The sequence below is a fragment of the Actinomadura sp. J1-007 genome (assembly GCF_009793335.1).
Taxonomy (GTDB): domain Bacteria; phylum Actinomycetota; class Actinomycetes; order Streptosporangiales; family Streptosporangiaceae; genus Spirillospora; species Spirillospora yumaensis.
Genome location: NZ_WING01000001.1, coordinates 5,408,920 through 5,421,209, shown reverse-complemented (window position 1 = coordinate 5,421,209; position 12,290 = coordinate 5,408,920). Strand labels below are relative to the sequence as shown.

Here is a 12,290-nt window from a genome sequence, read left to right as displayed (position 1 = left end):
TTCACCGCCGGACGAGCCGTTGAGGCCGCCGGGCGTCCATCAGGTCGCGCAACCGGTCGGAGTCCACCTTGCCGATCCGGGTCCGGGGGATCTCGTCCAGCAGGTAGAGCACCTCGGGGAGCTTGTGCGGAGCCAGCCGCTCGCCCAGCGCGTCCCGCAGCCCCGCGAGCGTCGGCGCCTCGCCCGGGGACGGCGCGACGCAGGCGCAGACCTCCTCGCCGAGCACCGGGTTGAGCAGGCCCAGCACCGCCGCGTCGGCCACCTCGGGACGGGTCAGCAGCGCGTTCTCGACCTCCATCGGATCGACCTTGAGCCCGCCCCGGTCGATCTGGTGCTTGAGCCGGCCGACGATGTAGAGCCGCCCCTCCTCGTCCAGGCGGCCGAGGTCGCCGGAGTAGTACCAGTCGCCGTTGGCCACCGGCTCCGGCTCGGGCGGGCGCAGCGCGTCGTGGTCCTCCCAGTAGCGCACCGGGTACACGCCGCGCGAGAACGCGACCTCGCCGACCGTCCCGACGGGCAGCGGCCGGTGGTCGGGGCCGACGATCGCGGTCGAGCCCGGCGCGGGACGCCCCACCGAGCCGCGCATGATGTCGTCCTCGTCGGTGGTGGCGACGCCGACGCCCTCGCTCGACCCGTACATGAACATGAAGCGCACGCCGAGCCGTTCCCAGATGTCGGTGACCAGCTCCGGCGCGAACGGCGCGGCGGTGCCGACGCTCAGCCGCAGCGTCCCGACGTCGTGCCGCGCCTGGTCGAGCCGGTTCAGCAGGAGCTTGAAGTGCGCCGGGGCGCCGTTGACGACGGTGATCCCCTCGTCGCCGACGGCGGCGAGGGCCGCCTCCGCCGAGAAGCGTTCGTGCAGGACGAGCCGTCCGCCGGACAGCAGCGCCGCCACGGCCATCATCATCCCGAACCCGTGGGACAGCGGGAGCTGGGCGAGGTGCACGTCGTCGGGCGAGAACTCCAGCCAGCCCCCCAGCCGCCGCCAGCGCCGCGCGAGGTTGCCGTGGAACCCGACCGTGGCCTTCGGCCTGCCCGTCGTTCCCGACGAGACGAACACGATGGCCGGGTCCCGCATCCCGGGCCGGGCCTTCGCGAACGGCTCCGCGCCGGAGTCCACCAGCTCCGACCACCGCGTCCACTCCTCGTGGACGGGGACGTCGCCGACGATGACGACGTGCAGGTCGGGGTGGACGCGCCGGACGGTCTGCATCGGCGCGAGCGGATCCGCGCTGCCGGGCACCGGCTCGTACAGGAGCAGGTCCGCGCCCGTCTGCTCGACGATCGCCGCGAGCTCGGGCCCGGTCGAACGGTCCTCGGCGCCGACGTGCACCGCGCCGTACCGCCACGCCGCGCCGAGCGCGATCAGGGCCTCGCACCGGTTGGAGACGCAGGAGACGACGCGCGCGCCGCCCGCGAGGCCGAGGCGCGCGTAACCGGCGGCGAGCCGCGCGACGGCGTCGGCGAGCTCCGCGTGGGTCAGCCGCCGGTGCCGGTCGATCAGGGCGGGCCGTTCGGGCCACCGCCGCGCCGCCTCTTCCAGGGCCTCGGCCAGCGTCTCGTTGTCGGCTCCGGACACGCCCTCGCCTCACTGCCGTACGGGAACCGCCGGACGGTGGCCCGGCGGCCGGAGTGCCCAGCATCGGGCCGGCGCGGCGCGGGCGGCTTCTCGTAGATTGCGCGGTCGCCGGACGGCCCTTTGCGCAAACGGCGAGAAGCCCGGCGGCGCCGCCCGGTGCGAGCATCGGTGGCCCGGACGGTGTTCGGACGTCCGCACAGGCCCTACGTCGCGTCCTTCGAGGTGCTCTCATGCTGACCGGATCCCATCTTGACCACCTCATCGTCTACGTCCACGACCTGGCCGAGTCGACGTCCTTCTACAGCGGCAAGCTCGGGCTGCCCCTGTTCGAGTCCGACGAGCGGCGCGCCTTCCTGGGCGCCGGCGGCCTGGAGATCTGCCTCCAGCCGGCCGCCGACCACGGCGTGCAGCTCTACGGCCGCCGCGACGACTCGTCCGACGTGGTGTTCCTGGTCGAGGACCTCGAACGCATGCGGACGGCGCTGGAGGCCCGCGGGGTCGAGTTCATGCGGCGGCGCAGCTACGAGGTCGGGCTCGTGACCGACTTCTACGACCCGAACGGCCACCGGCTCATGCTGTACCAGCCGTCCGAGGAGGCGCTGACCTGGCCGAGCGCCCCGAAGCTGCGCCAGATCTGGCGCTGCTGGGGACGCGGCGGCGACGAGCTGATGGGCCCGGCGGCCGAGCCCGCCCGGGGCACGGACCTGGAGACCGGCCTGCGCGGCAACCCGCTGTGCTACCTGTTCATGTTCGAGAACGACCAGACGACGGCGTTCGAGTTCTACGACGAGACGCTCGGGCTGAACCTCCTGGAGCGGGTGCACTGCTGCAACCAGAACTGCGCCGAGGAGATCGAGGGCATCGCCAAGTACGACGGCGGCGGCGTGCTGCTGTCGACCCACCACATGCACCCGAGCGGCATCGTGACCGACGACCTCGGCGTCCCGTACTCCCCGCGCGAGTTCGACCCGGCGCACGGCCAGGGCATCGCGCCGGTCTTCCGCGTCGACGACATCGAGAGCACCGTGGCCAAGCTGACCGAACGCGGCGTCGGGTTCGCGCGGGGCATCGAACGGCGGCCCGAGGGCGCCTTCGCCCGCTTCGAGGACCCGTTCGGGCACCCGTTCTACGTGCGCGAGCTGGCGGTCGAGGCGGACAAGGACCGCAACTGGATGATGCCGACCGCCCACCGGTGACCCCGCGGTGCCCGCACCAACCCCGCACCCACCAGAAGCCCCCGCCGGGCCCCACCCCCACCGACCACCCCGGCACCCCCGCACCCCCGCACCCCCTGAGAAACCGCGTCCCCACAACCCCGCCGACCCCGGCGGAGAGCCCGGCCCCGGCGGATCGCGCGAAGAGCGCGGACCTGGCGGCCCCGGCGACTCCGGCGGACCCAACGGCCCCGGCGGGCCGCGCGAAGAGCGCAAACCCGGCGGGCCGGGCGGAGACCGCGGCCCCGGCGACGACCCCGGCGGCCCCGGCGGGGCGGGTGGAGGGTGGGGGCCCGGGGTACTTCGCGCTCACTGTGGGGCGCGGGAGTTCGGTGGTGGGGGGTGGGGCGGGTCAGGGGAGCAGGCCGAGGAGGCGGGAGCAGCGCAGCACCGCCCCGTCGTCGCCCTCCATGGACAGCCGCCGGGTGAGCGTCGCCTCCAGCGGGTCCAGCCGTCCGGCCCCGATCTCGACGAAGGTCACCGGATCCGTGGTGACCACCAGCGCCGGCTCGGCGGCGGCCTTGCCGTCGCGGACCGCGACCCTGCCGCCCTCGATCTCGACGTGGAAGACCTCGCCGTCGATCCTGAACTCGTACCGCTCGTCCCGCTCGACCGCCCCCGGGTCCACCATCGCCTCCACGGCGAGCGCGCCCCACCTAGGGCGGACGACGTCCTCGGCGCGCGGCGCGTGCAGGGTGCCGAGCCCCAGCGCGCGAGCGCGAGCACCGGCTCGCGCAGGCCCTCGCCCTGCTCGGTCAGCTCGTACAGCCTGACCTTGGAGCCCTCCCGGCCCCGCTGCCGGACGAGCCCGGCCTCGGTCAGGAACCTCAGCCGCTCGGCGAGCAGGTTGGTGCCGATGCCGGGCAGGTTGGACTGGAGTTGGTTGTAGCGGCACGGGCCGACCAGGAGCTCACGGACGATCAAGAGGGTCCAGCGCTCGCCGACCAGGTCGAGCGCCCCCGCGAGCCCGCAGTACTGGCCATAGATCCGACGTCGCCGCTTCACGTGAGCACCTCTCAGAACGCTTGAGAAGCATATTCCAACCGGGGCCCGGAGCCGGCCGAGACCGCGCGCGGCCCGGACCCCGGAACCCCCGCGCCTCGGGCCCGAGACCCCGGTACCGACGAGGCAATCTCAGAGATGCCGCACTGGTCTCCCTGTCGTTACCCTGAGGGCGGCCGTGCGGGAGACCAAGCGACCAGGAAGGAAGTCCCGCCGGATGAGCCCCCGCAAGGCGGACCCCCAGGCCCGCCTGCTCATGGTGGAGATCGCCGCCCGCCTGCTGGCGGAGGAAGGCCCGAGGGCATTGTCGGCCAGGCGGATCGCCACCGAGGCCGGCAGTTCGACAATGCCCGTCTACACGCATTTCGGCGGTATGAGCGGCCTGCTCCGCGAGATCGTCCATGAGGGCTTCGCCCGCATGCAGCGCTATTTCGATATGGCGCGGACGACCGATGACCCGGTCGCCGACATGGCGCTGCTCGGCCGCGCCTACCGGCACAATGCCCTCGCCAATCCGCACTTGTACGCGGTCATGTTCGGGAGTTCCTCGCCGGCGGCGTTCTCCCTTTCCGAGGAAGATCGGCAGCATGGGCGCTACACGCTCGTCCCGGTGATCGAATGCGCGGCGCGGTGCATCGGGTCGGGCCGGTTCCAGGCCGCCGACGCCGAGCTGGTCGCGCACCAGATGTGGGCGGCCACGCACGGGCTGGTCATCCTGGAGCTCGGCGGCTACCTCGTGCCCCCGTACCCGCCGCAGGAGTGCTTCGAGGCGCAGCTCGTCAGCCTCATGACCGGGGCCGGGGACGCCCCCGGGCCGGCCGCGCGCTCGGTGCGGCTGTCCCGGCGGCGGTTCGAGGAGGAGCTGATCCGCCCGGCGGAGCCGTCCCGGCAGGCCGTCTGAGCGGCCCGGCCGCCCCGCCGCAAAGCGCTTGAAACATCAATCCCAATGCCCCGGAAGCTCCCTTCGGGGTTGGCCACTTCTGGAGCTTGAAAAACCATCTCGCACGAGTTTTTCTGTGTCTAGACGGGACCTCCGCCTACCCTTTAAACACAGGTGCTAACTATTGGTGAAAGTGTCCACAAAGATCATTTGGAGCGCCCCAGTGGAGCCGCAGGTCGTGAATTCCATCGAGCGGACGATCGAGGCCATGCAGCGGAACCTGAGCGAGCAGATCACGGTCGACGACATGGCCCGCGTCGCGATGTTCAGCAAGTTCTATTTCACTCGGATATTCAGGGATTCCACCGGGCTGTCACCGGGCAAGTTCCTCTCGGCGCTGCGGCTCCAGGAGGCCAAGCGGCTGCTCACCGCCACGTCGCTGAGCATCGCCGAGATCAGCAACAGGGTCGGCTACTCCAGCGTCGGCACCTTCAGCTCGCGCTTCAAGACCAACGTCGGGGTCGCGCCGACCGTCTACCGCGCCACCGGCGGTCTCACCCCCGAGCCCGGCGGCGACCGCGAGGGGGCCGCGCCGTCCGGCACGGCGACCGTCCTCGGCGACGTCTCGGCACCGGGGGGCCGGCAGGCGCCGGTCTTCATCGGGCTGTTCCCTGAGCCGATGCCCAGGGGCACCCCCGCGAGCTGCACGGTCCGGCACGGCCAGGGCCCCTTCACCCTGACCGACGTTCCCCAGGGCACCTGGCACCTGCTCGTCTACTCGCCGCCCCTCCAGCCGGACGCCGCCCGCGGCCGTTCGGAGGAGGAGCGAGGGCCCTCGATCGGCAGCACCGGGCCGATCGACATCAGGGCCGACACCCGCCGCGTCACCTCGGCGGACGTGCGCCTCAGGCCGATCACGCCGTTCGACCCCCCGCTGCTGCCCATGCCGTTCGGCCCGCCCGTGGTCGTGGCGCCGCGCGGGCCGGCGATGAGCGGACGGCGCAGCGCCGGGCCGCGGCATCCCGCGGAGCGGCCGGTGCCGGCGGGCCGGAGCGGTCGGCCGGCGCCGGCGGCCCGGGGCGGCCTGTCCGGCGGGGCGCACCGCGCGTGATCGCGCCGCCACCGGGGCAGCCGCCGCCCGTCGCGGTCAGGCGGGCGTCCCCGATCCGGCCCGCGGCCCGGGCAGGTACGGTCCGAGCGCCCTGACCAGGGAGTCCGGGACCCGCGCGGGAACGGTCCGCGCGTTCGGGCCGCGCATGCACGCCACCCGCTGCCGGCCCCGGGCGACCAGCGACTCCGGCCCGTCCGGATCGAGCCGGACGTAGTCGAACCCGAACTCCAGCTGCGTCTGGGTCAGCTCGAACAGCCGCATCCGGATGGACAGCTCGTCGAACGCGGTGATCTCCGCGAAGAACTCGCAGTCGACCCTCAGGGTGAACAGCTTCAGGCCGTCCCGCAGTTCGGCGAGCACCTCCGGGGCCTCCCGCTTCAGGAACATCTCGCGGCAGCGGCCCTGCCAGCTCAGGTAGTTGACGTAGTAGACGTTGCCGACGAGGTTGGTCTCCTCGAAGCCCACCGTGTGCCGGTACTCGAAGTGGTCCGCCATGTGGTCTACGACCGCCCTTCGACGAGGATCGCGAACGCGGCCGGGTCCGGCGCGTCCCGCAGTGCCGTGACGAACGTGCAGACGCGCAGGCCGCCGGAGCCGAAGACCGTCCACCCGGCGCCGTCCGAACGGATGAGGGCGAGGGGCGCGTCAGCGGGGAGGCCCGCCTTGCGCAGGCACTCCAGTGCCGTCCAGACCCGCGTGCAGGCGGCGTCGCGGCCGTCCTCCCGCGCCTGCGCCGCGACGAGCCCGGCGAGCGGCTCGTGCGGGCCGAGCAGCCCGGCCCAGTCCGCGGCGGATCTGGCGGCGACCGTCTCGACGTCGCAGGCCACCGCGCCGGTGTCCGCCGCGAAGAGCGTCAGGCCCGCGCCGTGCGAGGCCGAGACCGCATGGCCGCCGGGGACCTCCGGCCGTCCGTCGGGCCGGTGCGCGACCGTCACCGCGCGGCCGAACGCGCGTCCGGCGGCCAGCGCGGTCCGCGCGCGGCGCTCCCTCATGCGGTCCGGATCGCCGACGGGTTCCACCACGACCGCGGGACGGGCGCCGGTGAGGTCCTCGACGCTCCGCTCCAGATGGGGCCCGAGGAGGGGGGCCGCCCACGGGCCGCGCCCGTCGCCCTTGCGGACCGCGCGCAGGTGCAGGCCGTCCCACCGTTCGACGACCTCCCCGGCCTTGGTGCGGAGGGCGATGTCGTAGACGTAGGTGTCCCCGTCGCGGTACCTCTCGGTCGCGCAGTACCGCAGCGGCCCGGCCGCGGCGCTCAGCCCGCCGCCGCCCGGGACGAGCCGTTCGATCCTGACCGGCAGGAGCGTGGCGTCCGGGACGCACACCTGGTTGCCGTGCATCAGGGCGTCCCTCACCCCGGGATCGCCGAGCAGGAGCTCGTCCGGAAGGAATCCGGCGAACCAGTCGGCCTCGCACGCGGCCACCTCGGCGTCCACGGAACGGGCGGCCACCCGGTGGTAGCGGCGCAGCCGCTGGAAGCGCCGCCCCTGGAACAGCACGCTCCCGTAGAGGTCGGCGGCGGGGTCGAGCGGCACCGCGGGCAGATCGTCGTCCGTCTGGTAAGGCGGGCCGTCCCGTACGACGCCGATCGCTCCGCCGGGCGTCCCGTCGACCGTCGCTTCGGTCGTTTCGGCGGCTTCGCCGCCGAGGCGCAGGCGGGCGCGGAAGTGGTCGGCGGCGAAGCCCGTCTCGGAGCTGCGGACGGCGGCCTGGACGACGCCGTCCCCGGTGACGACGGCGGCGATCCGGATCATGGTGCTCGCGTCCGGCGGGACGACGACGGGCCGCACGAACTCCGCGTTCTCGATCACCGGCAGGGCGCGCCGGCCGGTGACCGCGGCGGCGGCCTGGGCCATCGCCTCCAGGCCGAACACCGCGGGGAACAGCAGGGCGCCGTCCAGCAGGTGGTCGGCCAGGTAGCGGTCCGTCCCCGCGTTCAGCTCGACCTCGGTGACCAGCTCCACGCCGTGGTAGCGGACGAGCGGCCTGTCCACGAAGCGCAGCAGCGGCAGCGGCGGCAGGTCGCGCCGGACGGTGTCGACGCTCCCGGTACGGCCGCTGACGACCACGACCGGCGGCGCGTCCGGATCGGTGACGAGGCGGCGCATGATCCGTACGCCCTGGTCCGGGGTGAGCGGGGTGACGCCTTCGCGCGCGAGGGACTCGACCACCGACAGCCGTTCGCCCATCCCGACGCCCGACCACACCGACCACTCCATGCAGACGGTGCGGCATCGCGGATGCGCCGCGGCCGCGTCCCGGGTGAGTTCGGCCAGCCATTCGTTGGCCGTGGCGTAGTGCGCCTCGCCGGGGAGCCCGGCCCGGCCGATGATGCTGCCGAACGTGACCAGCAGCCTGAGCCGTCCGGGGTCCACCGACGCGAGCACGGTCCGGAGCCCGTCGATCTTGGGGGCGAACGTCTCCCGGAACGCCTCGGCGTCGAGTCCGCCGAGCGCCCGGGGCTCGTTCCGCCCGGCGCCGTGCAGGACCGCCGTCACGGGCCCCAGCTCCCGGGTGACCTCGCCGACCGCCGCCTCCACCTGGGCGGGCTCGGTGACGTCGGCCCGGACGTACCGGACGGTCACGCCGCCGTCCGCCATCCGCTGGAGGTTCGCCGCGAGCTCGGCGTCGCCCGCGGGGTCGGACCGGCCGAGCAGGGCGAGCGCGGCGCCGGTGTCGTTCGCCACGGCCAGGGCGCACTCGGCGGTGATCCCCTTCCCTCCACCGGTGACCAGCAGCACGTCGTCGCCGTTCAGCGGCACGTCGGTGCGGGCCTGCTCCACCGGCATCGGCCGCAGCGTCGGAACGCGGCGGACGCCGTCCGCGCCGTAGTGCGCCTCGCTGAACCCGGTCGTCGCGGCCACCTCCGCGACGATCCGTTCGACCGTCGCGAGGGGCGCGGGGGCCTGGACGATGGTCACGCGCAGATGCGGCGCCTCCTGGCGGAGCGTCTTGGCCAGTCCGGCGGCTCCGCGGCCGTGCTGGACGAGCACGAAGCGGCTGTCCCGTTCGCCTCCGAGGGCGGTCTGCGCCCCGTTCAGCGCCAGTTCCAGGTGCGCTCGCGTGCAGTTCTCCGGGAGCCACACCAGCACGCCGCCGCCGACCCCGGCGTCCCGGAGCGCGTCGCACAGCGGGCCTGCCAGCTCGTTCGCCGCGTCCGCGAAACGCACCCACTCCCCCGCCCGCGATGCGGGCGGTGCGGGAGGCGGGACGGGCAGCGGGACCTCATCGAGGTCGACGGTGAACGGGCGCGCCCACGCCTCGGCGCCCTGCACGATCTCGGGCGCGCCGTGGGCCGCGCCCGCGGCCAGCGTGTCGAGCGCGCCGGCCAGTTCGGTGACGGTCGCGGTGGCGAAGTTGAGCGGAGGCTGCACGACGGACACCCCGAGCGAACGGGCCGCGTCGTTCATCACCTGGCCGACGGTGATGGAGCTGAGGTGCAGGTCGTCGAGCAGGTGACTGTCGTCGCCGACCGTCTCCACCGGCAGCTCGACGCGTTCGGCGACGAGGCGGCGGAGCAGCTCCTTGCTCGACTCGCCGCTCTCCAGGACGGCGTCCGCGGCCTCCGCGTCCGTTCGCCCGGGGACGGGGGGCGCCGGCTGGACGGCGCTCGCGATGTCGACGGCGGGCATCCGCTCGCACGGGCTGGTGAAGAACGCGAACTCCGCGCCGATGTCGAGCGGCCGGAGCACGCGACCGCGGAACAGCGCGCCGTGGTCGACCGGCGCGCCGATCACGAACGCCGCGCCCGCCACGCGGAGCAGCCCGGCCAGCGACTCGTCGTCGGTGTCGAGCGCGACCGCCGGGACGCCGATCGCCTCCGACGCCAGGCCGGTGAGCACCCGGCCCGGCCCGACCTCGACCAGCAGGCCGGTCTCCTCGGCGGCCCGCTCCAGCGCCTGGGCGAACAGCACGGGGGCGGTGATCTGGCGGCGGAGCAGGGCGCGCAGATCGGCGTCCGGTGCCAGCGCCTCCCCGGTCACCGTGGACACGACCCTGCGCGCGACCCGGCCGAACGGCTCCCGCGCGAGGCGCGCCGCGAACGCGTCGGCGGCCGGTGCGACCAGGGGCGAGTGGAACGCGAGCGGCACCGGCAGGAGCGTCCAGCGCATCCGGGCGTCCTCGGCTCGGGCGACCGCCGCCCGGACCGCCTCGTCCTCCCCGGCGACGACCGTCTGCGCCGGGCCGTTGTACCCGGCGACGACGACGGGCAGGCCGGTGATCAGCCGCTCGACGGCCTCGGGCGGCGCGCTGATCCCGGCCATGCCGCCCGGCCGCCCGCGCTCGGCCATGATCTCCCCGCGGGCGGCGGCGACCCGCAGCAGCGCCTCGCCGTCCAGCGCGCCCGCCCAGTGCAGCGCCGAGAGCTCGCCGAGGCTGTGGCCCACCGCGACGGACCCGTGCAGGCCGAGCGCCGACAGCGCCCGCAACCCGGCCATCGAGCCGGTGACGATGCGCGGTTGCGCGACGGCGGTCGCGGCCATGTCGCCGGTCGCGGGCAGCGCCGCCCGCGCGTACACGTCCTCGACCTCGGCGAAGCGGCGCCGCAGGGCCCCGCCGCTCGTCCCGCGACCCGACCCCTGCCCGGGGAACAGGTAGCCGATGCGCGTGGTGCGCGCCGTCCGGCCGGTACCGCCGATGTCGCCCATGTCGCCGAGGAGGACGTGGCCGTCCGCCGTGATCTGCATGTGCCTGCCCGAGTCGAGGGCTTCCAGTGCCGCGCGGAGCCGCCACGCGGCGTCGTCCGGGGAGGACACGATCAGCGCGGCCCGATGCGGCAGATCGCGCAGCCGCCGCTGGAGGGCGCCCGCCAGGTCGGCGAGCTGGGCGTACGACAGGCGCGGGACCCAGTCGGCCAGCTCCGCCAGCCGGTCGCGGAGTTCGGCGGGCGTGGCGCCGTCCACGAGCAGCAGCTCCGCGTCCTGCGGCGAGGAGGCCAGCTCGCCGGTGCGCGAGTCGAAGGAGGCGGAACGGCGCGGGCCCGCGCCCTCGACGACGATGTGGGTGTTGATGCCGCCGAACCCCATGGACATGACCCCGGCGCGCACCGGCACCCCGGACGGCCACGGCTCGGCCTTGCGCAGCGCCCGCAGCGCGCCGGACCCGTCCGCCAGCAGGGGGTGCGGATCGACGCAGCCGACGGTCGGCGGCAGCACCTGCTCGTGCACCGCGAGCGCGGCCTTGATCAGCCCGGCCACTCCGGCGGCGGCCTTGGTGTGCCCGATCATCGCCTTGATCGACCCGATCGCGGCGGGCGGCGCGGACGCGCGGTCGCCTGCCGCGGACGCGGACGCGGACGCGGACTCGGCTTCGGCTCGGGCTTCGGAGAGGGCGGTGAGCTCGGTGGCGTCACCGACCTCGGTGCCGGTGCCGTGCCCCTCGAAGAGGCCGACCGTGTCGATCCCGAACCCGGCCCGTTCGTACGCGCGGCGCAGCGCCAGCCGGTACCCGGCGGCCTCGGGCCGCGTGATGCCGCCCTTGCCGTCGGAGGACACGCCCCAGCCGGGGATGCGGGCGTAGGGCGGACGGCCCGCGAGCGCGGCGTCCTCCTCGCGCATCAGCACGACCATCCCGCAGCCCTCGCCCGGCCAGAACCCGTTGGAGCCGCGGTCGTACACGCGCATCTCGGTCCTGGCGAGCGCGCCCGTCTTGGCGAACCCGACGATCTCGAACGGGTCGATGGACAGGTCCACGCCGCCCGCCACGACGACGTCCGCCTCCCCGTCCTGGAGCGCGCGGCACGCCGCCGCGACCGCCAGCAGCGACGAGGAGCAGGCGCCGTCGACGGTGTAGCCGCCGCCGTTCAGGTCGAAGTGGTTGCAGATCCGTCCGGCGATCGTGTTGGACAGGGCGCCGGCGAGGGTGTCCTCGTCGATCTCGGGGAACGGGGTCTTGTAGGAGCGTTCGAGGCCGTCCAGGAACGGCGCGAGGCGGTCCTCGTCCCAACCCTGTTCGAGGAGGGCCGCGCCGACGACGCGGCGGACGTACGGCCACCGCACGCGCATCAGGTTGGCGCGGGTGAATTCGCCCGTCAGCGTGTTGCCGACCACCACGCCGGTGCGCTCGCGCGGCAGTCCCTCGGCCCTCGGGAACCCCGCGTCGGCGAGCGCCCGGCCCGCGACGTCCAGCGCGAGCCAGTGCGTGAGGTCGGTCGAGCGGTAGGTGCTGCCCGCGATCCGGTGGGCGAGCCGGTCGAATTCGTAGCCTTCGATGACCGCCGCGGTACGGGCGTAGAAACGGTCCGGCGCGGCGGGATCGGCATCCCAGTAGTCGGCCAGCCGCATGCGCTCGTCGGGCAGCCGCCGGAATGCGCGGCGGCCGGCCAGGACGTTCTCCCACAGCTCCCGGGGCGACCCGGCGTCCGGATAATGACACGCCATGCCGACAATGGCAATCTGGACCATGCTGCACCGCCCGATTTCCGAGCTCCGATATGCGCGGACACGTTCCAGCGTGCATCACAAAGGGCAGTGCGTCTTCTTCCATTGTGCTTCAATGGCTATA

Annotated in this window: 8 protein-coding genes; 3 read left to right on the top strand and 5 right to left on the bottom strand. The window is 74.2% G+C overall.

Translation table 11 applies throughout. The annotated features are described in order from the left end of the window. Window position 1: 1 nt before the first annotated feature. Entirely contained in the window at window positions 2–1,579 is a 1,578-nt protein-coding gene (locus GEV43_RS24635) for a class I adenylate-forming enzyme family protein (RefSeq protein ID WP_160822721.1), read from the bottom strand. Window positions 1,580–1,809: 230 nt separating this feature from the next. Between GEV43_RS24635 and GEV43_RS24630 the strand changes: the two genes are divergently transcribed. After that, on the top strand, window positions 1,810–2,775 hold the full coding sequence (locus GEV43_RS24630) for a VOC family protein (protein ID WP_160822720.1): 966 nt from the start codon (window positions 1,810–1,812) through the stop codon (window positions 2,773–2,775). A gap of 370 nt (window positions 2,776–3,145) precedes the next feature. On the opposite strand, the gene GEV43_RS50930 is transcribed toward GEV43_RS24630, so the two are convergent. Then, window positions 3,146–3,349, bottom strand: a complete 204-nt coding sequence (locus tag GEV43_RS50930) for an SCP2 sterol-binding domain-containing protein (protein WP_309240031.1) — start codon at window positions 3,347–3,349, stop codon at window positions 3,146–3,148. Beyond that, window positions 3,271–3,798 (bottom strand): helix-turn-helix domain-containing protein, encoded by a 528-nt coding sequence (locus GEV43_RS55095; RefSeq protein ID WP_309239820.1) that lies wholly within the window; start codon window positions 3,796–3,798, stop codon window positions 3,271–3,273. Before GEV43_RS55095 ends, GEV43_RS50930 begins: the two co-directional genes overlap by 79 nt. A gap of 214 nt (window positions 3,799–4,012) precedes the next feature. On the opposite strand from GEV43_RS55095, the gene GEV43_RS24620 reads away from it, so the two are divergent. Together GEV43_RS24620 and GEV43_RS24615 are read left to right on the top strand one after the other, a co-directional pair. Continuing rightward, window positions 4,013–4,696, top strand: a complete 684-nt coding sequence (locus GEV43_RS24620; protein ID WP_160822719.1) for a TetR/AcrR family transcriptional regulator — start codon at window positions 4,013–4,015, stop codon at window positions 4,694–4,696. Window positions 4,697–4,913: 217 nt separating this feature from the next. Then, complete coding sequence (locus tag GEV43_RS24615) at window positions 4,914–5,786, top strand: AraC family transcriptional regulator (RefSeq protein WP_206681263.1); 873 nt, start codon at window positions 4,914–4,916, stop codon at window positions 5,784–5,786. 36 nt (window positions 5,787–5,822) lie between these two features. On the opposite strand, the gene GEV43_RS24610 is transcribed toward GEV43_RS24615, so the two are convergent. After that, on the bottom strand, window positions 5,823–6,281 hold the full coding sequence (locus tag GEV43_RS24610) for a thioesterase family protein (RefSeq protein WP_160822718.1): 459 nt from the start codon (window positions 6,279–6,281) through the stop codon (window positions 5,823–5,825). 5 nt (window positions 6,282–6,286) lie between these two features. Then, complete coding sequence (locus GEV43_RS24605; RefSeq protein ID WP_160822717.1) at window positions 6,287–12,190, bottom strand: type I polyketide synthase; 5,904 nt, start codon at window positions 12,188–12,190, stop codon at window positions 6,287–6,289. Window positions 12,191–12,290 lie beyond the last annotated feature (100 nt).

What these genes read in the sequence shown, in the direction of transcription:
- GEV43_RS24630 (WP_160822720.1), top strand. Translation starts at nt 1,810, where the DNA reads ATGCTGACCGGATCCCATCTTGACCACCTCATCGTCTACGTCCACGAC.
- GEV43_RS24620 (WP_160822719.1), top strand. Translation starts at nt 4,013, where the DNA reads ATGAGCCCCCGCAAGGCGGACCCCCAGGCCCGCCTGCTCATGGTGGAG.
- GEV43_RS24610 (WP_160822718.1), bottom strand. Translation starts at nt 6,281, where the DNA reads ATGGCGGACCACTTCGAGTACCGGCACACGGTGGGCTTCGAGGAGACC.
- GEV43_RS24605 (WP_160822717.1), bottom strand. Translation starts at nt 12,190, where the DNA reads ATGGTCCAGATTGCCATTGTCGGCATGGCGTGTCATTATCCGGACGCC.